This window comes from Pseudomonas resinovorans NBRC 106553 (assembly GCF_000412695.1).
Classification (GTDB): Bacteria; Pseudomonadota; Gammaproteobacteria; order Pseudomonadales; family Pseudomonadaceae; genus Metapseudomonas; species Metapseudomonas resinovorans_A.
Window position 1 is genome coordinate 684,857 of the sequence record NC_021499.1, and the last position, 21,779, is coordinate 706,635.

Here is a 21,779-nt window from a genome sequence, read left to right on the forward strand (position 1 = left end):
CATCCGGCTGCGCCTTTGTCGTTTCAGAGCAGGCTGACCGCCATGCTCCAGCCGATCTCCAGGGACTCGCCGGCCGCTAGCAGGCGCAGCCCCGGCCGGCCTGGCAGGTGGTGGGCGTTGACCGGGTGGGTGACCGGCTCGAAGCAGAAGAAGCCTTGGCCCTCGGGACAGAACAGCAGGAAGCTGTCGCAGCCGCTGGCGCTGCAATCGAGGCGATAGCCCAGGTCCGTCTGGAGGATGCCGCAGCGGCCCGGCCAGCCAGCGAAGCCGTTATCCACAAGCCCATCCGGCAGTGCCGCTGCGGTGGAGAAGTCCCAGCCGGCGGGCAAGGCGACCCGCTCGGTGGGCAGCTTGTCGGCGCCGCACAGCCAGGCCGAGTCCGCCGCCGCCAGCAGGCGTGTGTTCGCGCTGCGCGGGAAGTAGGGATGCAGGCCCAGGCCATACCAGGTGGCCCGTGGGTCCTGATGGGTCACCCGCAGGCGGATATCCAGTTGCCCGGCCTGCAGCTGGAAGCGCTGTTCGGCGCGGTAGGCGAAGGGCTGGCGGCTCTCCAACCCCAGGCGCACCAGGCTATCGCGCTGTTCCAGCAGGTCCCAGGGTTGCTGCCAGGCGCTGCCGTGGATGGGGTAGGGGTCGGGGCTGTTGGGTTCCAGGGCCAGCCAGCCGTCCGGCAGGGCGAAGCCGCCGTTGCCGATGCGGTTCGACCAGGGCGCCAGCGGGTAGCAGCCCAGCCGCCTGGGCGTGCCGGCGGCCAGGGCCTCGGCATCGGCGTGGCGCAGCAAGGGGCGGCCGTCCAGCAACTGCCAGTTGGCGATGGCGCCGCCCAGGTCGGGGGCCAGGGTCAGGCGGGTCAGGTGGTCTTCGAGCTGGAGCAGGGCAGTGGTCATCATCTGCTTACCGGGTGACAGGAATGAATGGAAAAGCCCGGAGTTCGCTGCAGATGAGTGTCATCGTACAACTGCCTGGGCTATGATGGACGCTCAGTTTCCACCGAGATCGAGTTCCCCCATGGACAACCCCAGCACCCAGCAACGTCCGCGCCGCAAGCACCGCAGCCTGGCCCAGGAGCTGGTGAGCGAACTCTCCCAGCAGATCCAGGACGGCGTGATCAAGCGCGGGGAGAAGCTGCCGACGGAGTCGGCGATCATGGAAGCCCAGGGCGTCAGCCGCACCGTGGTGCGCGAGGCCATTTCGCGGCTGCAGGCCGCGGGGCTGGTGGAAACCCGCCACGGTATCGGCACCTTCGTGCTGGATACCCCGAGTCCCATGGGGTTCCGCATCGACCCGGCGACCATCGTCACCATGCGTGACGTGATCGCCATCCTCGAGCTGCGCATCAGCCTCGAGGTGGAGTCCGCCGGTCTCGCCGCCCAGCGCCGTACGCCGGAGCAGCTGGTGGCGATCCGCGAGGCGCTGGATGTGTTCATGAACGCCGCCCATGGCACCAACGCGGTGGCCTCGGACTTCCAGTTCCACCTGCAGATCGCCCTGGCCACCAGCAACCGCTACTTCACCGACATCATGACCCACCTGGGTACCAGCATCATTCCGCGCACCCGGCTGAATTCCGCGCGCATCGCCCACGCCGACCAGGAGCAGTACATGGCCCGGCTGGCCCGCGAGCACGAGGAAATCTACGAAGCCATCGCCCGCCAGGATGCCGAGGCGGCGCGGGCGGCCATGCGCCTGCACCTGACCAACAGCCGCGAACGTCTGCGCCAGGCCCACGAAGAGGCCGAGCGGGAACAGCAGAAGGCGTGATCCCCGCGCCTGGGCCGACACGGCTCAGGCGCTCTTCCGATAAGTCAGCAGCACGATCCCGGCGACCACGATGGCGCCGCCGATCAGCTGCATGCCGTTCAGCACCTGGTCCAGCAGGACCCAGCCGAACAGCAGCGTGGCGATGGGCTCGACGTTCATCACCGGCGCGTTCTGGGCCATGTTCAGCCGTGGTACGCAGACGAACAGCAGCGAGAACGCCAGGCCATAGAGCAGCACCAGGGTGCCCAGGGCGACCCAGCCGCCGCCGCTCGCCGGCGTCGCCATGCCGCCCGGCACCAGGCCGCTGATGCCGGCCACCAGCATGCTGGCGAACACGATCATCAGGGTCAGCATGCTGCGCACCGGCCCGCGCAGGGCGGCCAGCTTGTGGTCGGTTATCCACAGGGCGCAAGCGAAGGCGCAGGCGGCGCAGAAGGCCAGCGTCACCCCCAGGGTCCACTCCGGCCCGGCGTCTTCCGCCGCCGCCAGGCGCCCGGGTACATCCAGGGCGAATACCAGGCCGAGCAGGATCAAACCCATCAGCGATGCATTGCGCCGGCTCGGCGCGCCACCGCCCAGGGCCCAGGTGAGCAGGGCGAGGACGATGGGGAAGGTGTTGCCCACCAGCAGCGCCAGGGCCACCGGGATTCGCGCCACCGCCGAGTAGAGGCATAGGCTCTGGGTGGCGATCAGCAGGCCCAGCAGCAGTTGCCAGCGGCGGGTGCCGGCGGGCAGGCCGAGAGGCTGGCGCTGCCAGAGCACGATGCCAGTGAGCACCAGCATGGTCAGGCCTGAACGGCAGAGGATGGCCAGCAGGAGGCCGGTGCCGTCGTCGAAGGCGAAGCGCGCGGCGATGTGGTTGCCGGCGAAGGAGCAGGCCAGCAAGGCCAGGAGCAGGACGGCGATGTGCCGGGGGAACAGCGTGGTGGCAGGCATGGAAACGGTCCGTGTAGGTGGTTCTCCGGACGACGTCGGGTCGTTCTTCTGGAGCGGGGGAGGCGGGCCGCGCGCGGCCCGCCGGGGTGGATCAGAGCACGACGCTGGGCAGCCAGAGGGAGATGGCCGGAATGTAGGTCACGGCCATCAGCACGGCGAACAGCGCCGCGTAGAAGGGCAGCAGGGCCTTCACGGTGCTCTCGATGCTGACCTTGCCGACCGCCGAGCCGACGAAGAGCACCGCGCCCACCGGCGGGGTGATCAGGCCGATGCCCAGGTTCACCAGCATGATCATGCCGAAGTGCACCGGGTCGACGCCGATGTCGACGATCACCGGCATCAGGATCGGGGTGAGGATCAGGATCAGCGGTGCCATGTCCATCACGGTACCCAGCAGCAGCAACATGACGTTGATGCACATGAGGATCACGTAGCGGTTGTCCGACAGGGTCAGGAACATCGTGGTGATCTTGGCCGGGATCTGCATCAGTGTCATGACGTAGCCGAAGCTGGCGGCGAAGGCGATGAGGATCATCACGATGGAGATGGTCCGCACCGTCCGGTGCATCAGCTTGGGCAGGTCGCGCCACTTGTAGTCGCGGTAGATGAACATGGTCACGAAGAACGACCAGACCACCGCGATGGCCGCCGATTCGGTGGCGGTGAACACGCCGCTGAGGATGCCGCCGAGGATGATCACCATGGCCATCAGGCCCCAGAGCGCCTCACCGGCGATCTTCAGCGCCTGGCGCAGGGGAATGACTTCGCCCTTGGGGTAGTTGCGCTTCTTCGCGAAGATCAGGCAGAGCACCATCATCACCGCCGACAGCAGCAGGCCCGGCATCACCCCGGCCATGAACAGCGAGGCGATGGAAACGGTACCGCCGGCGGCCAGGGAGTAGAGCACCGAGTTGTGGCTGGGCGGGGTCAGCAGCGCCTGCACCGAGCCGCTCACGGTCACCGCCGTGGAGAAGTCGCGGGGGTAGCCCTTGCGCTCCATTTCCGGGATCAGCACCGAACCCACCGAGGCGGTGTCCGCCACCGAGGAACCGGAGATGGCGCCGAAGAAGGTCGAGGCCATGATGTTGACCAGCGACAGGCCGCCGCGCACGAAGCCCACCAGCACCCCGGCGAACGCCACCAGGCGCCGTGACATGCCGCCCTCGGCCATGATCGCGCCGGCCAGGACGAAGAAGGGAATCGCCAGCAGGGAGAATTTGTTAACCCCGGCGGCGACCTGGATCATCATCGCCTGCAGCGGGATGTCGATCCACCAGGCGCCGATCAGCGCGGAAAGGCCCAGGGCATAGGCCACCGGCATGCCGAGGAGGATCAGCAGGATGAAGCTGCCGAGAAGGATGAATGCGTCCACTTATGCGGCTCCTTCGTTTTCTTCAACCAGGTCGAAGCGCACCACGCGGCGGTGGCTCTGGTCGCCCAGCAGGAGTTTCTCGAGTACGAACACCAGGGTTAGCGCGCCACCGATGGGAATCGGCGCATAGGTCAGGCCCACCCGCAGGCCGGGCAGGGCGGCGACGAACTGGTTCCAGGTGGTGGCGCACAGCTTGGCGCCCCAGACGGCCATGAACAGGCAGATCAGCGCCATCAGCACCTGCACCAGCAGCGCCACCAGGGTGCGCGTCTGCGGCGGCAGGCGATCGGTGACCATGGCCACCGCCATGTGCGCGCCGGCGCGGTAGCTGGCGGCGGCACCGACGAAGGTGAACACCACCATCAGCAGGATGGACACCGGCTCCGGCCAGCTGGAGCCTGTGCCCAGCACGTAGCGGGCGAAGATGCCCCAGGGAATGATCAGCGACATGGTCGCGACGGACAGCCCGGCGACCCAGATGCAGGTCATGTAGAGGCCGTCGTTGAAACGCAGCAGGGAGTCTTTCATGGGACTTCACCGGCACCACGGGGGCTGGCGCCCGCCGTGGTGCTCATCAGGGGTTACTGGACGTCGGCGATGCGCTTCATCAGGTCGGCGTACTGCGCGCCGTACTTCTCGCGTACCGGGGCGGTGGCGTCGAAGAAGGGCTTCTTGTCCACGGCGATGAACTCCACGCCGGCGGCCTTGAGCTTCTCCTCGCTGGCGGCGGACTTGGCGTCCCACAGCGCGCGCTCTTCCATCTGCGCCTCGCGCGCCACCTTCTTCACCAGGGCCTGCTGCTCGGGGGTGAGCTTTTCCCAGGTGGTCTTGGACATCACCACCGGCTCGGGGAGGATCAGGTGGCCGGTCAGGGTGTAGTACTTGGCGTTCTGGAAGTGGTTGTGTTCCAGCATGGTCGGCGGGTTGTTCTCGGCGCCGTCGATCACGCCGGTTTGCAGGGCGCTGAAGATCTCGCCGGTGTCCATGGCGATGCCGTTGCCGCCCATGGCGTTCATCATGTCGATGAACAGCGGGTTGCCCTGCACGCGGATCTTCTTGCCGTGCAGGTCCTCGATCTTGCGTACCGGCTCCTTGGTATAGAGGTTGCGGGTACCGCCATCCATCCAGGCCAGGGCCACCAGGTTGAATTCGGAGTTGGTGATCTTGTCGAGGATCTCCTGGCCGATCTCGCCGTCGATGACCTTGCGCATGTGCGCGTGGTCGCGGAACACGAAGGGCATGTTGAAGACGTTCACGTCCGGCACTACCGGGCCGACGATGCCGAGGCTGACGCGGGCCATCTGGATCGCGCCGATCTGGGCCTGCTCGATCACTTCCTTCTCGGAGCCGAGCACGCCGCCGGCGAACATCTTGAAGGTGATCTCGCCATTGCTTTGCGCTTCCAGCTTCTTGCCCATGTTCTGCTCGGCCACCACCGTGGGGTAGCCGGCCGGGTGGATCTCGGCGAACTTGATGTCCAGGGCGTGGGCGCTGCCAGCAAGGCCGAAGGCGAAGGGGAGGGCGGCGACGAGCAGCTTGCGTTTCAGGTTCATAGGGGAAACTCCGTCTTGTTTTTGTTTGGTTTCTATCCAGCGAACTGCGGTATTGCGATGGGGCTCAGCCCCGGAACAGCGGTTCCTCCAGTCCCTTGACCCCGGGGCGCAGGGCGAACACGCCACCGGCCAGGGGTTGATCGGAGAGGTCGCCGCCGGGGCGGATGGAGGTGACGAAGAGCGTGTCCAGGCCGGGGCCGCCGAAGGCGCACATGGCGGGTTTCTTCACCGGTACGGCCAGGGAGCGGTCGAGGCGGCCGTCGGGGGTGAAGCGGTGCACCAGGCCGGCGTCGTTGCCGCAGATCCAGTAGCAGCCGTCCTCGTCCACCGCAGCGCCGTCGGGGCGGCCGGGGTACTCGTGCATATCGACGAACAGGCGGCGGTTGTAGGGCGTGCCGCTGTCGATGTCGTAGTCGAAGGCCCAGATGGCCTGTACGTCGGGGTGCGAATCGGAGAGGTACATGCGCGTGCCGTCCGGGCTGAAGGCCAGGCCGTTGGGCACGATGAAACCGTCCAGGCGGATCTGCAGCGGATCGTTCCCGCCGTCGAAGCGGTAGAGCGCGCCGACCCGCGCGGCGGCACCCATGTCCAGCAGCATGGTGCCGGCCCAGAAGCGCCCCTGGCGGTCGCAGCGGCCATCGTTGAAGCGCATCTCCGGGCGGGCGTGGCGGACCTCGGCCAGGCGCGGGCCGGTCAGGCCGCCCTGGTCGTCCGCTTGCAGGCGGAAGATCCCGCTCTGCATCCCGGCGATCCAGTCGTCACCGCAACGGGCGATGCAGGCGAGCATCTCCCCGGCTTGCCAGCTGTGGCTGGCGCCGTCCCGCAGGCGCCAGCGGTGCAGGCGGCCAGCGGGAATGTCGACCCAGTAGAGGGCCTGTTCCTGCGGGTGCCACACCGGGCTTTCGCCCGTGGCGTTGCGGGCATCCACTATGAGTTCGGCATGCATGGCGGTCGGTCTCTTGTTCTTGTTGGCCGTGCGGATGGAGCGAGCGGGAACTCAGTCGAAGGGGCCCGCCGCGCAGAAGGCGCCGCCCTGGTACAGCACAGCCGGGTCGTCGGCTGCCGGGGCCGGTTGGGCCTCGACCTTGGCGCGGAACGGCTCGGAGCTGTCCTTGGCGGCATAGCCGAGGTGGCAGGCGAGGCGGTTGTCCCACCAGATGTCGCGGTTGGCGGACATGCCGTAGACCACGGTATGGCCGACGTTGGCGGTGAACAGCGCCTTGCCGATCAGCTGGGTCAGGTCGTCGTAGCTCAGCCAGGTTGAGAGCATCCGGCGGTTCTGCGGCTCGGGGAAGGACGAGCCGATGCGGATGCTCACGGTCTCGATGCCGTAGCGGTCGAAGTAGAAGCTGGCCATGTCTTCGCCATAGGACTTCGACAAACCGTAGTAGCCATCCGGGCGGCGCAGGGAGGCGGCGTCGAGCTGCTGGTCCTGGCCGTAGAAACCGATCACGTGGTTGGAGCTGGCGAACACCACGCGCTTCACACCGTGGCGGCGCGCCGCTTCGTAGATGTGGAACACGCCACGGATATTGGCCTCGAGGATTTCCTCGAACGGGCGCTCCACCGACACGCCGCCGAAATGCAGGATGGCGTCGACACCCTGGACCAGGGCATCCACCGCCGCCTTGTCGGCGAGGTTGCAGGGGATCACTTCTTCATGGGGGCCGGCCGCCGGGGCCATGGACGCGATGTCCGACAGGCGCAGGACTTCGGCGAAGGGGCGGACGGTTTCACGCAGGACCTTGCCCAGGCCGCCAGCGGCGCCGGTGAGCAGGATGCGCGCAAGGCGCGGGTTGGAAGCGGTCATATCTGGGCCATTCCGTGTTGTTGTTATTTGGCGTCGTTATATGTTGTCGTACGACAGTGCCGAAATTATCGACAGGCTTTCTTGGCCTTGTCAACGAGACGAAGGTGGAAAATTTCATCTCCGTAACGGCATCCCTGATGACCTGGAAAGCCCCCTCGTTGAGTGCGTGAAATGCCCGTCCTTGTGCGGTTAAGCTGATTTTTCAGACTATTGCTCCAAGCGCCGGACGGGGCAGGGCGTGGGCTGGCGGCTGACGAATGGCGGCAGGGAGCCGCGGAGGGACGAAAGGGGGTTGGAAATTTTTTGAGTTGTACGATAACGTATCTCTCAAGCCGGTTCGCCGGACCGCCGGATCACCGGCCGCCGGGTAGTCGAATCCCCGGCTCAACTCAAACCGTTTCGCAGGGTGCTCGAATAATGAATCCACAAGAACTCAAGTCCATCCTCTCCTCCGGGCTGCTGTCCTTCCCCGTCACCGACTTCAATGCCGCCGGCGATTTCAACGCCGCAGGCTATGTCCGTCGCCTGGAATGGCTGGCTCCCTACGGTGCCTCGGCGCTCTTCGCCGCGGGCGGTACCGGTGAATTCTTCTCCCTGGCGCCGGATGAGTACTCCTCCATCATCAAGACCGCCGTCGATACCTGCGCCAACTCGGTGCCGATCCTCGCCGGCGTCGGTGGTCCGACCCGCCAGGCCATCCAGTACGCCCAGGAAGCCGAGCGCCTCGGCGCCAAGGGCCTGCTGCTGCTGCCGCACTACCTGACCGAAGCCAGCCAGGAGGGCGTCGCCGCCCACGTCGAGCAGGTCTGCAAATCCGTGAAGATCGGCGTGGTGGTCTACAACCGCAACGTCTGCCGCCTGACCCCGGCCCTGCTGGAGCAACTGGCCGAGCGCTGCCCGAACCTGATCGGCTACAAGGACGGCCTGGGCGACATCGAACTGATGGTCGCCATCCGTCGTCGCCTGGGTGACCGCTTCAGCTACCTCGGCGGCCTGCCGACCGCCGAAGTCTACGCCGCGGCCTACAAGGCCCTGGGCGTACCGGTCTACTCCTCCGCGGTATTCAACTTCGTGCCCAAGACCGCCATGGACTTCTACAAGGCCATCGCCCGTGACGATCACGAAACCGTGGGCAAGCTGATCGACGATTTCTTCCTGCCCTACCTGGAAATCCGCAACCGCCGTGCCGGCTACGCCGTGAGCATCGTCAAGGCTGGCGCGCGCATTTCCGGCTACGACGCCGGCCCGGTCCGCGCGCCGCTGACCGACCTGCTGCCCGACGAGTACGAGCGCCTCGCCGCGCTGATCGACGCCCAGGGCCCGCAGTGATCCGCATCCAGGAGAAGTCTTGTGACTGAACAACGCTTCGATAACTACATAGGCGGGGAGTGGGTGGCCGGCAGCGGCTACTCGCGCAACATCAACCCCTCCGACCTTTCCGACGGCCTGGGCGAATACGCCCAGGCCGACGCCGCCCAGGTGGCCCAGGCCATCGCGGCGGCCCGCGCGGCCTTCCCGTCCTGGTCGGTCTCCGGCATCCAGGCGCGCGCCGATGCGCTGGACAAGGTGGGCAGCGAGATCCTCGCCCGCCGCGAGGAGCTGGGTACCCTGCTGGCCCGTGAAGAAGGCAAGACCCTGCCCGAAGCCATCGGCGAAGTGGGCCGTGCCGGCAACATCTTCAAGTTCTTCGCTGGCGAATGCCTGCGTCTGGCCGGCGAAATCGTCCCTTCGGTACGCCCCGGCGTATCGGTGGAAGTCACCCGCGAACCCCTGGGCGTGATCGGCTTGATCACCCCCTGGAACTTCCCCATTGCCATTCCCGCCTGGAAGATCGCCCCGGCGCTGGCCTACGGCAACTGCGTGGTGTTCAAGCCGGCGGACCTGGTTCCCGGTAGCGCCTGGGCGCTGGCCGAGATCATCTCCCGCGCCGGCTTCCCCGCCGGGGTATTCAACCTGGTGATGGGCAGCGGCCGCGTGGTCGGCGAAGCCATGGTGGGCGACAAGCGCGTCGACGGCATCAGCTTCACCGGCTCGGTGGGTGTGGGTCGCAACATCGCCGCCACCTGCGTCGCCCGTGGCGCCAAGGTGCAGCTGGAGATGGGCGGCAAGAACCCGCAGATCATCCTCGATGACGCCGACCTCAAGGTGGCCGTGGAACTCGCCGTGCAGAGCGCTTTCTACTCCACCGGCCAGCGTTGCACCGCCAGCAGCCGCCTGATCGTCACCGCCGGCATACACGACCGCTTCGTCGAGGCCATGGCCGAGCGCATGCGCATCATCCGTGTCGGTCATGCCCTGCACAGCGGCGTCGACATCGGCCCGGTGGTGTCCCAGGCACAACTGGAGCAGGACCTCGGCTACATCGACATCGGCCGCAACGAAGGCGCGCGCCTGGTGGCCGGTGGCGAGCGGGTGCGCTGCGAGACCGAGGGCTACTTCATGGCGCCGGCACTGTTCGCCGACAGCGAAGCGGACATGCGCATCAGCCGCGAGGAAATCTTCGGCCCGGTGGCCAACGTGATCCGCGTGGCCAGCTACGAGGAAGCGCTGGCGCTGGCCAATGACACCGAGTTCGGTCTCTCCGCCGGCATCGCCACCACCTCGCTGAAGTACGCCAACCACTTCAAGCGCCACGCCCAGGCCGGGATGGTCATGGTCAACCTGCCCACTGCCGGGGTGGATTACCACGTGCCGTTCGGCGGCCGCAAAGGCTCGTCCTACGGCCCGCGCGAGCAGGGTCGCTACGCCCAGGAGTTCTACACCACGGTGAAGACCACCTACATCGGAGGCTGATCCGACGCGTCACGAATACGACGGGGGCAGGGCCTGCCCCCGTGCATCAACAGGGACTACCGGCACAACAACAAGCACAGGTAGGAAAACTCGTGAAGATCAAACGAGTCAGAGTTACCCCCATCGCCTTCCGCGATGCGCCGCTGCTCAACGCCAGCGGCATCCATGAACCCTTCGCGCTGCGCTCGATCATCGAGGTGGAGGGTGACAACGGCCATATCGGCCTCGGCGAGAGCTACGGCGACGCACCGGTCCTGGCGGTCCTTCAGGCCATGCAGGACAGCCTGGTGGGCCTGGACGCCTTCGACCTCAACGGCCTGCGCGCCCGCGTCATCCAGACGGTGGCACGCCTCGGCCCGGTCCAGGCCGGCGCCGAACTGGCACCCGGCTCGCACCCGAGCAAGCAGGTGGCCAACGCCTATTCCGCCTTCGAAGTCGCCTTCCTCGACCTCCAGGCGCGCTCCCTCGGCCTGCCCCTGGTGGACCTGCTGGGCGGCGCGGTGCGCACTGAAGTTCCCTTCAGCGCCTACCTCTTCTTCAAGTACGCCAAACACATCGACGCACCCTATGCACCGGACTCCTGGGGCGAAGCCCTGTCCGAAGAGCAGATCGTCGCCCAGGCCGCGCGCATGATCGAGGCTCACGGCTTCCAGAGCATCAAGCTCAAGGCCGGCGCCCTCGAACCCGAGCACGAAGTGGCCTGCATCAAGGCGCTGAAGAAGGCCTTCCCCGACCACCCGCTGCGCATCGACCCCAATGGCAACTGGTCGCTGGACACCGCCCTGCGGATGGCCGAGCTGCTGGGCGACGACCTGCAGTACTACGAAGACCCCACCCCTGGCCTCGAAGGCATGGCCGAACTGCACGAGCGCACCGGGATGTTGCTGGCCACCAACATGGTGGTCACCGACTTCGAGGAGTTCCGCCGCAGCGTGGCGCTGAACAGCGTGCAGATCATCCTCGCCGACCACCACTACTGGGGCGGCCTGCGCGATACCCAGGCGCTGGCGCGGATGTGCGACACCTTCGGCCTCGGCCTGTCGATGCACTCCAACTCGCACCTGGGCATCAGCCTGATGGCCATGGCCCACGTGGCCGCCGCCGTGCCCAACCTCACCTATGCCTGCGACACCCACTACCCCTGGCAGGAAGAGGACGAGGAAGTCATCAAGGGCGGCAAGCTGCCGATCCGCAACGGCTGCGTGAGCATCACCCGGGCGCCGGGGCTGGGCGTGGAACTCGACCAGGACCAGCTGGCCAAACTCCATGAGCAGTACCTGTCCATCGATATCCGAAGTCGCGACGACGCACGGCAGATGCGCAAGTACGACCCGGCCTGGACAATCAGGAAGCCGAGGTTCTGACACCGTCCGCTGCCTGCGGAATGCACTACGACACTCGCGCCTTGCGATGCGCGAGCTCTTCGACAAGAACAATTCAGAGAGAAGAACCATGGGCGAAGTACTGAAACAAACCCGTGCGCGTTACCTGATCCTGCTCATGCTGTTCCTGGTGACCACGATCAACTACGCCGACCGCGCGACCATCTCCATCGCCGGCTCCACCATGCAGAAGGAGCTCGGCATCGATGCCGTCATGCTCGGCTACATCTTCTCCGCCTTCGGCTGGGCCTACGTGCTCGGCCAGATCCCGGGCGGCTGGCTGCTGGACCGCTTCGGTTCCAAGCGCGTCTACTTCATCAGCATCTTCACCTGGTCGCTGTTCACCCTGCTGCAAGGCTTCGTGGACACCCTGCCGGTGGCCTGGACCGTGGTCACGCTGTTCATGCTGCGCTTCCTGGTGGGCTTCGCCGAGGCGCCGTCGTTCCCCGGCAACGCCCGCATAGTCGCGGCCTGGTTCCCCACCGCCGAACGCGGCACCGCCTCGGCGATCTTCAACTCCGCGCAGTACTTCGCCACGGTGATCTTCGCCCCGCTGATGGGCTGGATCGTCCACAGCTTCGGCTGGGAACACGTGTTCATCGTCATGGGCAGCATCGGCATCCTGTTCTCCTTCGTCTGGCTGAAGTTCATCTACAACCCCAAGGATCACCCGCTGGCCAACCGTGCCGAGGTCGAGCACATCGCCGCCAACGGCGCCCTGGTGGACATGGACCAGAACCGTCGCGTGCCGGGTAACGGGCCGAAGTGGGAGCACATCAAGCAGCTGGTGAGCAGCCGCATGATGGCCGGCATCTACCTGGGCCAGTTCTGCATCAACGCCATCACCTACTTCTTCCTCACCTGGTTCCCGGTGTACCTGGTGCAGGAACGCGGCATGACCATCCTCAAGGCGGGCATCATCGCCTCCCTGCCGGCCATCTGCGGCTTCATCGGTGGCGTGCTCGGCGGCGTGCTGTCGGACTGGATGCTGCGTCGCGGCAACTCCCTCAGCGTGGCGCGCAAGACCCCGATCGTCTGCGGCATGCTGCTGTCGATGACCATGATCCTGTGCAACTACGTGGAATCCGACTGGATGGTGGTGGGCTTCATGGCCCTGGCGTTCTTCGGCAAGGGCATCGGCGCCCTGGGCTGGGCGGTCATGTCCGACACCTCGCCCAAGCAGATCGCCGGCCTCTCCGGTGGCATCTTCAACACCTGCGGCAACCTGTCGTCCATCACCACCCCCATCGTCATCGGCTACATCATCGCCGCCACCGGCTCCTTCAAGTGGGCCCTGGTGTTCGTCGGCGTCAACGCCTTCCTCGCCGCCTTCAGCTACCTGTTCATCGTCGGCGAGATCAAGCGTGTGGAACTCAAGGGCGTAAAGCCTGAAACCGGAAGCCCGGCGGCTGCCCCCGAAACCCCCGCCGCGTCCCCGGCCCGTTGAAACAGGAAGGAACGAACATGAGCCAGACCCAAGTATCCAGTGGCGCCCCGCGCATCACCGAACTCAGCGTGGTGCCGGTGGCCGGCCAGGACAGCATGCTGCTCAACCTCAGCGGCGCCCACGGCCCGTACTTCACCCGCAACATCGTGATCCTCAAGGACAACGCCGGCCACGTCGGCGTGGGCGAAGTGCCCGGCGGCGAAGCCATCCGCCAGACCCTGGAGGACGCCCGCGCGCTGCTGGTGGGCCAGTCCATCGGCAACTACCAGAGCCTGCTCAACCAGGTGCGCCAGGCCTTCGCCGACCGCGACTCCGGCGGTCGCGGCCTGCAGACCTTCGACCTGCGCATCGCCATCCACGCCGTTACCGCCCTGGAGTCGGCCCTGCTCGACCTGCTCGGCCAGCACCTGGAAGTGCCGGTGGCGGCGCTGCTCGGCGAAGGCCAGCAGCGCGACGAGGTGGAGATGCTCGGCTACCTGTTCTATGTCGGCGACCGCAACCGCACCGACCTCGGCTACCGCAGCGAGGCCGACGCCGACGACGCCTGGTTCCGCCTGCGCAACGAAGAGGCCCTGACCCCGGAAGCGGTGGTGCGCCTGGCCGAGGCCGCCCATGCCCGCTACGGCTTCAACGACTTCAAGCTCAAGGGTGGTGTGCTCCAGGGCGAAGCGGAAATCGAGGCGGTCACCGCCCTGGCCGAACGCTTCCCCGAGGCGCGCATCACCCTCGACCCCAACGGTGCCTGGTCGCTGTCCCAGGCCATCGCCCTGTGCCGCGACCAGCACCATGTGCTGGCCTACGCCGAGGACCCTTGCGGCGCCGAGAACGGCTACTCCGGCCGCGAGGTGATGGCCGAGTTCCGCCGCGCCACCGGCTTGCCCACCGCCACCAACATGATCGCCACCGACTGGCGGCAGATGGGCCACGCGATCTCCTTGCAGTCGGTGGATATCCCGCTGGCCGACCCGCACTTCTGGACCATGCAGGGCTCGGTGCGGGTGGCGCAGATGTGCAACGACTGGGGCCTGACCTGGGGCTCGCACTCCAACAACCACTTCGACATCTCCCTGGCCATGTTCACCCACGTCGCCGCGGCGGCGCCGGGCAAGATCACCGCCATCGACACCCACTGGATCTGGCAGGACGGCCAGCGCCTGACCAAGGAGCCGCTGCAGATCAAGGGCGGCAAGGTGGCGGTACCGCAGAAGCCGGGCCTGGGCGTCGAACTGGACATGGACGAGCTGGCCAAGGCCCATGCGCTGTACAAGGCCAAGGGCCTGGGCGCCCGCGACGACGCCATCGCCATGCAGTTCCTGGTGCCGAACTGGACCTTCAACAACAAGCGCCCCTGCCTGGTGCGCTGAGGCACAGCCCGTAGGGTGGACATCGCTTTTCATGTCCACCGGACGAACTCGATCCCGCCTCCGATGGTGGATCGATGAAGCGTGATCCACCCTACGCGTTGACCACCGAACAAGCCTGAACGAGAGAACAACAACGGAGTCAGCCATGCAGTTGATCCAACACCAGGACTCGCCCCGCCACGTGCGCCTGCACCCGGACGACAACGTCGCCATCGTCATCAACGAGCAGGGCGTGGCCGAAGGTGGCCAGTTCCCCGATGGCCTGGTCACCCGTGAAGCCATTCCCCAGAGCCACAAGGTCACCCTGGTGGACATCCCCGCCGGCGCCGCCGTGCTGCGCTACGGCACCGTGATCGGCCACGCCCTCCGGGACATCCCGCGCGGTAGCTGGGTACGCGAGGAGATGCTCGACATCCCCGCCGCGCCCGGGCTCGACCACCTGCCCATGGCCACCGCCGTGCCGCCGGCCATGGCGCCCCTCAGCGGCTACACCTTCGAAGGCTTCCGCAACCCGGACGGCAGCGTCGGCACCCGCAACATCCTCGGCGTGACCACCACCGTGCAATGCGTTACCGGCGTGCTCGACCACTGCGTGGAACGGGTACGCAAGGAAATCCTGCCGAAGTACCCCAACGTCGACGACGTGGTGGCGCTGACTCACAGCTACGGCTGCGGCGTGGCGATCAACGCGCCGGACGCGGTGATCCCGATCCGCACCCTGCACAACATCGCGCGCAACCCCAACCTCGGCGGCCAGGCACTGGTGATCGGCCTTGGCTGCGAGAAGCTGCAGGCCGAGCAACTGATGCCCGGCGACGCCCTCACCGCCGGCCAGGACGAGGAAGCCTGGTTCTTCCGCCTGCAGGATTCGGCCACCGGCTTCAGCGGCATGGTGGAGCAGATCATGGGCATGATCGAAGACCGCCTGAAGGTACTGGACCAGCGCCGCCGCGAGACCTGCCCAGCCTCCGAACTGGTGTTGGGCATGCAGTGCGGCGGCAGCGACGCCTTCTCCGGCGTCACCGCCAACCCCGCCCTGGGCGTGGCCGCCGACCTGCTGGTGCGCGCCGGCGCCACCGTGATGTTCTCGGAGAACACCGAGGTGCGCGACGGCATCCACCTGCTCACCCCGCGTGCGGCGACCCCCGAGGTGGCCCAGGCCCTGGTGCGCGAGATGGACTGGTACGACCAGTACCTGGCCCGTGGCATGGCCGATCGCAGCGCCAACACTACCCCCGGCAACAAGAAGGGCGGGTTGAACAACATCGTCGAGAAGGCCATGGGCTCCATTGCCAAGTCCGGCAACAGCGCCATCGCCGGCGTGGTCGCCCCCGGCGAGCGGGTACGCGGCAAGGGCCTGCAGTACTGCGCCACCCCGGCCAGCGACTTCATCTGCGGCACCCTGCAACTGGCGGCGGGCATGAACCTGCACGTCTTCACCACCGGTCGCGGCACGCCCTATGGCCTGGCCATGGTGCCGGTGATCAAGGTCTCCACCCGCACCCAGCTGGCCGAGCGCTGGCCGGACCTGATCGACGTCGACGCCGGGCGTATCACCACCGGCCGGGTGACCCTCGATGAGCTGGGCTGGGAGCTGTTCCGCTACTACCTGGACGTGGCCAGCGGCAAGGAGCACACCTGGGCGGAGAAGCATCGCCTTCACAATGACCTGACCCTGTTCAACCCGGCTCCGGTAACCTGAGCTGCGGTCTGCTGCGCGTCGGAATAACTGCGTTGGGAATGGCTTCGGGCTTGCTCATTTACAGCTCGTAAACTCCGCGCCCTCAGCCATTTTATTCGCTGGCGCTCCCCATTCGGGCCAGCCTGCGGCTGTTACTCCTGTTGGTTGTTGCGCCTTGTTGTTCTCTAGCTCGCGAGACCTCGACATCGGTCTGTTTACAGAAGGAACCCCGGATGAAGATTCTCCACATTGGCCCGCTGACCGAGCGCTTCAACCAGCGCCTGGTGACCGAGAACGACGTGGTGCAGCTGTGGCGCCAGGGCGATGCCCTGGCCTACCTCGACGCCCACGGCGGCGAGTTCGACATAGTCGTCACCTCGGCGCGCTTCGGCTGCTCGGCCGCGATGCTCGAGCGCCTGCCCAAGGTCCGCGCCATCTGCAGCTTCGGCGTCGGCTACGACGCCATCGCCGTCGATGTAGCGCGTGATCGCGGCATCCGGGTCAGCTCCACACCGGACGTGCTCAACGACTGCGTGGCGGATCTCGCCATGGGTCTCGTGATCGACTGCTCGCGGCGCATCAGCGCCTCCGACCGCTTCGTTCGCGCCGGGCTCTGGCCCGCCGGCAACTTCCCGCTGGCGCGCAAGGTCAGCGGCAAGCGCCTGGGGATAGTCGGCCTGGGTCGCATCGGCAAGGACGTGGCGCGCCGCGCGGGCGGCTTCGACATGCAGGTGCGTTACCACAACCGCCGCCCGGACGCCGACGCGCCCTACGGCTACGAGCCGGACCTGCTGGCGCTGGCGCGCTGGGCGGACTTCCTTGTGCTCCTCTGCCCCGGTGGCGCCGCCACCCATCACCTGATCTCCGCGCCGGTGCTCGATGCGCTGGGCCCGGAGGGCATCCTGGTCAACGTCGCCCGCGGTTCGGTGGTGGATGAGCAAGCCCTGGTGGCGGCCCTCGTCGAAGGCCGCCTGGGCGGCGCGGCCCTGGATGTGTTCGAGGCCGAACCCCAGGTGCCCGAGGTCCTGTACGGCCTGGACAACGTCGTGCTGACGCCGCATATCGGCAGCGGCACCGAGGAAACCCGCCTGCAGATGGAAGAACTGGTGTTCGCCAACCTGCGGGCCTTCCTCGACACGGGCGAGATGCTGACCCCGGTGGTCTGATCCGCCCACCCCATAGCGGTGGCCGCGTCGGGCGGCGCCACTATGCGGCTCCCCGCCACAAGCCGGGCGCCGTTTCCTCCCCACGAAATTGAGCTGCAGATTCGCAGTGACGGCGCACCACGAGTGCGCCGATTTTTTTCCGGTTTGCGGTCAGCTTCGTAGGATGTGGTTGAGCGCAGCGATACCCATCAACAGGGGTCGATGGGTATCGCAAGCTCAACCCATCCTACGCCTACGTCTGCGCTCAAGCGGAACACCGCCCGTCACGACCTACGGGGCCCGCCAACAAAAAAGGCACCCGAAAGTGCCTTGAGGAAAGCCGGGGTGAAGGGAGCCCTCCCCACCCCGGTTGGCGCATCAGAGGATCGACAGCGGGTAGTTGATGATCAGGCGGTTCTCGTCGAATTCGTTGTTGTTGAAGTCGCGGCGGATACTCGCGTTGCGCCACTTCACGTTGAGCGCCTTGAGTGCGCCCGATTGCACGGTGTAGCCGAGTTCGGTCTCGCGGATCCATTCCTTGCCGTCGGTGACCGCGCCCACTTCGGCGTCTTCGCCGCTGATGTAGCGGTTCATCAGGGTCAGGCCGGGTACGCCGAGGGCGGCGAAGTTGTAGTCGTGGCGCACCTGCCAGGATTTCTCCTTGGCGTTGTCGAAGCTGGAGTTGTAGCTGTCGTTGGCCAGGGTGCCGCCGCTGGTGCCGTTGACGCGCATCCAGGCATCGTCGCCGCCGACGCGCTGCAGGCCGACGTAGAAGGTGTTGCCGCCGTACTTGGCCGAGAGCAGGGCGGACCAGGTGTGGTTATCCAGGTCGCCGGCCAGGGCGCTGCCGTTTTCCTTGCCGTTGAAGTAGCCGAGGTTGGCGCCCAGGGTCCAGTCGCCCACCGGCTGGCTGTGCATCACCTGCAGGTATTGTTGCTGGTAGATGTCTTCCAGCTCGGCGTACCACAGGCCCACCAGGGTGCGCTTCTCGTTGAAGGCGTATTCGCCGCCGGCGAAGTTGAAGCGGTCGGAGGTGAAGGCCGCGCGGCCGTTCATCGACATGTCTTCCATGCTCGCGTCGTTACGCGGGCTGTTCTGGCGGAACTGGCCACCGTAGAGGGTCAGGCCGTCGATTTCCTGGGACGTCACCTGGCCGCCACGGAAGGTCTGCGGCAGGGAGCGGCCGTCGTCGGAGCGCAGGATCGGCAGCACCGGCATCCACTCGCCCACCTTCAGCTCGGTCTTGGACACACGCATCTTGCCGGCCACGCCCAGGCGGCCGAAGTCGTCGGCGGGGCGGCCATCGCTGTGCACCGGCAGCAACTGGGTGCCGCGGGTGCCGCGGCCGCCGTCGAGCTTGACCGAGAGCAGGCCGAGCATGTCGACGCCGAAGCCCACCGGCCCTTCGGTGAAGCCCGAGCGGGCGTCGAGGATGAAGTTCTGGGTCCACTCCTCGGCCTTGCTCTGGGGGTTGGTCGGGTTCACGAAGTTGCGGTTGATGTAGAAGTTGCGCAGGTTCAGGGTCGCCGTGGCGTCGTCGGCGAAGCCGGCGGCCTGGACGCTGGCGGGCAGCAGGGCGAGGCCGCAGGCGAGGCTGCCAGCCCCTACGAGGGTGGAGTGCAGGGCGGTGCGGAGGATCATTGTTGTTGTGCTCCGGGGTTTTCTTGGGTTGAGCCGACCCCCTGCACACGGCTGGTGCGCATCGTCATGACGGGGGCAATGGGGGAGCCCTGGGATCAGGGCACGACCTGGCCCTGGGGCCAGGCATCAGCCGCGGCTAGCCGTCGGCGAATCCTGTGGGTGCCGGATGGGTGCAATTCGGGAATGGGGGCGTGGCCCGGCTGGGGCGGGCATGGTCTGGCGCGGTGAGGCCTGGGCGGTCGAGGGTCATGGTCGATCCCTGTGCAGGTTCTTGTTCTTATTCTTTGTTATACGTTGTCGTACAACGCTGTCGGAATTATCAACAGGCCTGCCTCGCGTTGTCAACGCATCTACGGCTTTCGTCCAATGGAATGAGGCTTTGGTGCAAGAAGGGAGTAGCCGTGGTTGTACGACCACTAAATTAAAAAGCCGGGCGGATGGCCCGCCCGGCTTTGTGGGAACGCCTCAGAACTGGTAGCTGAGGGTGGCGCTGACGTTGCGCTTCTCGCCGAAGTAGCAGAAGTCGAGGCTGTAGCAGGAGGCGACGTAGTCTTCGTCCAGCAGGTTGTTGGCGTTCAGGCTGACGTCCAGGCCTTTCATACCCAGCTTGCCCAGGTCATAGCTGACGAGGGCGTCGACCAGGGTGTAGGAGGGTACGTGCAGGGTGTTCTCCTTGTCCGCCCAGGTCTTGCCCACGTAGCGCACGCCGAGACCGGTGCGCAGGCCGTCCAGCGCGCCGGCGTTGAAGTCGTACGCCGCCCAGACCGAGGCCATGTGCTTGGGCGCCTGGTTCGGGGTATTGCCCTGGTTGCCGTCCAGCGCCTTGGTGTAGGTGATGTCGGTGTAGGTGTAGCTGGCCAGGACCTTGAGGTTCTCGTTGACCTGGGTGTTGGCCTCCAGTTCCAGGCCCTGGGAGCGAACCTCGCCAACCGAGGTGAAGAAGGTGTCCTGGGGCAGCTTGGAGGCGACGTTCTCCTGGGTGATGTGGAACACCGAGGCGGTGTACATGCTGTTGCTGCCTTCTGGCTGGAACTTCAGGCCGGTTTCCCACTGGGTGCCCTCGGTGGGTTCCAGGGCCTTGCCGGCGGCGTCCGAGTAGGCGTTGGGGTTGAACGACTCGGAGTAGCTGATGTAGGGCGCAATGCCATTGTCGAAGAGGTAGAGCACGCCCACGCGACCGGTGAACTTGTTCCAGCGATCGTCGCTCTTGCTGTTGGCGGTGCGGTTCTCGTCGGAGACCTCCACCCAGTCCTGGCGAAGCCCTAAGGAGAAGCGCCAGCGGTCGAGGTCGATCAGGTCCTGCACGTACAGGCCGGTCTGTTCCAGGCGGCGGGTGTGGTTGTCTTCGCTGAGGAAGCTCAGGGTCTCGTTGCCGTACACCGGGTCGAAGGCGTTGAGTGGCGTGGAGACGCCGGAGGTCCAGTCCACGTGGGTCTTGCGGCGCTGGTAGTCGAGGCCGGTGAGCAGGGTGTGGCGGGTGTCGCCCCAGTCGAATTCGGCCTGGACCATGTTGTCGATGATGTAGGCCTCCAGCTCCTCGCTGGCGCCGCTGAAGTAGCGGTTCAGCTCGTTGCTGGTGGGGGTGGTCCAGCCGTAGCCGTAGACCTGCGACAGGTCTACGTCAGAGCTCAGGTAGCGGAAGTTCTGCCGGGCGGTCCAGACGTCGTCGAAGCGGTGCTCCAGCTGGTAGCCGAACATGCGCTGGGTGCGGTCGAAATCATCCAGGCCCGGCTCGCCGTCGAAGAACTCGCGGTCGATGCGCCGGCCGTTGCGCTGGAACAGGCTGCCCTCGGCCGGCACGCCGCTGTGGTAGCCACCGTTCGGCTCGTGTTGCAGGTAGCCGAGGAGGGTCAGGCTGGTGTCTTCGCTGAAATCGATGGCCAGCGACGGGGCGATGGCGTAGCGCTCGTCCTTGGCGTGGTCGAACTGGGTGTCGCTGCCCTTGCCCAGGCCCACCAGGCGGTAGGCGATGCGCTTCTCGTCATCCAGCGGGCCGCTGAAGTCGAAGCCCACGCCCTTCTGGTTCATGTTGCCGACCGTGGCCTGGACTTGGCGATAGTCCTCGTACAGCGGCTTCTTGCTGGTCAGCGCCACCAGGCCGCCCGGCAGGCTGCGGCCGTAGAGCACAGAGGAGGGGCCCTTGAGCACATCGATGCGCTCGAGGAAGTAGGGGTCCACCTGCATCGAGCTGAAGGTGCCGCTGTCGCCCATGGTCTTCAGGCCGTCGAGGTAGATGCTGTCGACGCTGTTGTCGGCGAAGCCACGCATTACCACGTAGTCGTAGCGGTTCGAGGCACCCACCTGGCCGGTGAAGATGCCGGGGGTGTAGCGCATGGCCTGCTGCACGGTCTTGGAACCCTGGTCGTCGATCTGCTCGCGGGTCACCACCGAGACGCTCTGGGAGGTTTCCAGCAGCGCCTTGCTGGTCTTGGTGGCCACATGGCTGTGGGTGGCCAGGTAGCCCTGCTCGCTGCCCAGGGCGTTGCCGAGGGCGAAGACCTGGGTGCTCGGCATTTCCAGCGCGCTGCCGGCCGGCACTTCACGCAGCACGAAGCTGCCGCCGCCGAGGCCTTCGGCCTGCAGCGAGGTGCCGTCGAGCAGGCGCGCGAGGCCCGCTTCCACCGAGTAGGCGCCGTTCAGGCCGCCGCTCTGCAGGCCACGGGTCTGCGCGGGGGTGGCGGAGAGGTTGATGCCGGCCTCGCGGGCGAAGCGGTTCAACGCCTCGCCCAGGTCGCCGGCGGGAATCGCGTAGCTGCGGCTGGCGACGGTGGCGGCCTGATCGGCGAGAGCCACGCCTGGCAGCAGTGGCGCACCGAGGCTGGCGCAGAGGATGGCGAGGGCGAGGCGGGAAGCGCAGGGTGGGGTCATGAACGGGTCCGGAAGCGGCAATGGTT

Annotated in this window: 17 protein-coding genes; 8 read left to right on the plus strand and 9 right to left on the minus strand. The window is 66.6% G+C overall.

The window, feature by feature from the left end; genetic code table 11:
- Nucleotides 1–23 precede the first annotated feature (23 nt).
- Nucleotides 24–887 carry an aldose 1-epimerase gene (locus PCA10_RS03130; protein WP_016490556.1) on the minus strand — a complete coding sequence of 288 codons (864 nt, stop codon included), beginning with the start codon at nucleotides 885–887 and terminating at the stop codon, nucleotides 24–26.
- 121 nt (nucleotides 888–1,008) lie between these two features.
- On the opposite strand from PCA10_RS03130, the gene PCA10_RS03135 reads away from it, so the two are divergent.
- Nucleotides 1,009–1,761, plus strand: a complete 753-nt coding sequence (locus tag PCA10_RS03135) for a FadR/GntR family transcriptional regulator (protein WP_016490557.1) — start codon at nucleotides 1,009–1,011, stop codon at nucleotides 1,759–1,761.
- A 24-nt stretch (nucleotides 1,762–1,785) separates the two neighbouring features.
- Here the strand turns inward: PCA10_RS03135 and PCA10_RS03140 are convergent, their stop codons facing one another.
- From PCA10_RS03140 to PCA10_RS03165, 6 genes are all read right to left on the minus strand, one after another.
- On the minus strand, nucleotides 1,786–2,697 hold the full coding sequence (locus PCA10_RS03140; protein ID WP_016490558.1) for an EamA family transporter: 912 nt from the start codon (nucleotides 2,695–2,697) through the stop codon (nucleotides 1,786–1,788).
- A 91-nt stretch (nucleotides 2,698–2,788) separates the two neighbouring features.
- Nucleotides 2,789–4,069, minus strand: a complete 1,281-nt coding sequence (locus PCA10_RS03145; RefSeq protein ID WP_016490559.1) for a TRAP transporter large permease — start codon at nucleotides 4,067–4,069, stop codon at nucleotides 2,789–2,791.
- The gene (locus PCA10_RS03150; protein ID WP_016490560.1) at nucleotides 4,070–4,597 is read right to left on the minus strand and encodes a TRAP transporter small permease; all 528 of its coding nucleotides are present in this window, start codon (nucleotides 4,595–4,597) and stop codon (nucleotides 4,070–4,072) included.
- Nucleotides 4,598–4,650: 53 nt separating this feature from the next.
- Nucleotides 4,651–5,622, minus strand: coding sequence for a TRAP transporter substrate-binding protein (locus PCA10_RS03155; protein WP_016490561.1), 972 nt, complete (start codon nucleotides 5,620–5,622; stop codon nucleotides 4,651–4,653).
- Nucleotides 5,623–5,686: 64 nt separating this feature from the next.
- On the minus strand, nucleotides 5,687–6,568 hold the full coding sequence (locus PCA10_RS03160) for an SMP-30/gluconolactonase/LRE family protein (protein WP_016490562.1): 882 nt from the start codon (nucleotides 6,566–6,568) through the stop codon (nucleotides 5,687–5,689).
- 51 nt (nucleotides 6,569–6,619) lie between these two features.
- Complete coding sequence (locus PCA10_RS03165) at nucleotides 6,620–7,432, minus strand: NAD-dependent epimerase/dehydratase family protein (RefSeq protein WP_016490563.1); 813 nt, start codon at nucleotides 7,430–7,432, stop codon at nucleotides 6,620–6,622.
- A gap of 417 nt (nucleotides 7,433–7,849) precedes the next feature.
- Between PCA10_RS03165 and kdgD the strand changes: the two genes are divergently transcribed.
- The 7 genes from kdgD (at nucleotide 7,850) to PCA10_RS03200 (ending at nucleotide 17,265) form a co-directional block, all read left to right on the plus strand.
- Entirely contained in the window at nucleotides 7,850–8,761 is a 912-nt protein-coding gene (kdgD, locus tag PCA10_RS03170; protein ID WP_016490564.1) for a 5-dehydro-4-deoxyglucarate dehydratase, read from the plus strand.
- Between the two features lie 21 nt (nucleotides 8,762–8,782).
- Nucleotides 8,783–10,225 (plus strand): aldehyde dehydrogenase family protein, encoded by a 1,443-nt coding sequence (locus PCA10_RS03175; RefSeq protein WP_016490565.1) that lies wholly within the window; start codon nucleotides 8,783–8,785, stop codon nucleotides 10,223–10,225.
- A 92-nt stretch (nucleotides 10,226–10,317) separates the two neighbouring features.
- Nucleotides 10,318–11,589 carry a glucarate dehydratase family protein gene (locus PCA10_RS03180; protein ID WP_016490566.1) on the plus strand — a complete coding sequence of 424 codons (1,272 nt, stop codon included), beginning with the start codon at nucleotides 10,318–10,320 and terminating at the stop codon, nucleotides 11,587–11,589.
- Between the two features lie 46 nt (nucleotides 11,590–11,635).
- Nucleotides 11,636–13,054 (plus strand): MFS transporter, encoded by a 1,419-nt coding sequence (locus PCA10_RS03185; RefSeq protein ID WP_081663892.1) that lies wholly within the window; start codon nucleotides 11,636–11,638, stop codon nucleotides 13,052–13,054.
- A 17-nt stretch (nucleotides 13,055–13,071) separates the two neighbouring features.
- Nucleotides 13,072–14,418, plus strand: a complete 1,347-nt coding sequence (gene gudD / locus PCA10_RS03190) for a glucarate dehydratase (protein WP_016490568.1) — start codon at nucleotides 13,072–13,074, stop codon at nucleotides 14,416–14,418.
- 145 nt (nucleotides 14,419–14,563) lie between these two features.
- A complete protein-coding gene (gene garD / locus PCA10_RS03195; protein WP_016490569.1) occupies nucleotides 14,564–16,120 on the plus strand; it encodes a galactarate dehydratase in 1,557 nt (518 codons plus the stop codon).
- Between the two features lie 212 nt (nucleotides 16,121–16,332).
- Nucleotides 16,333–17,265 (plus strand): 2-hydroxyacid dehydrogenase, encoded by a 933-nt coding sequence (locus PCA10_RS03200; RefSeq protein ID WP_016490570.1) that lies wholly within the window; start codon nucleotides 16,333–16,335, stop codon nucleotides 17,263–17,265.
- A gap of 357 nt (nucleotides 17,266–17,622) precedes the next feature.
- Here PCA10_RS03200 and PCA10_RS03205 read toward each other — a convergent pair whose 3' ends face one another.
- Both PCA10_RS03205 and PCA10_RS03210 read right to left on the minus strand, forming a co-directional pair.
- The gene (locus PCA10_RS03205; protein WP_016490571.1) at nucleotides 17,623–18,885 is read right to left on the minus strand and encodes an OprD family porin; all 1,263 of its coding nucleotides are present in this window, start codon (nucleotides 18,883–18,885) and stop codon (nucleotides 17,623–17,625) included.
- 465 nt (nucleotides 18,886–19,350) lie between these two features.
- Complete coding sequence (locus PCA10_RS03210) at nucleotides 19,351–21,753, minus strand: TonB-dependent siderophore receptor (RefSeq protein ID WP_016490572.1); 2,403 nt, start codon at nucleotides 21,751–21,753, stop codon at nucleotides 19,351–19,353.
- Nucleotides 21,754–21,779: the final 26 nt, after the last annotated feature.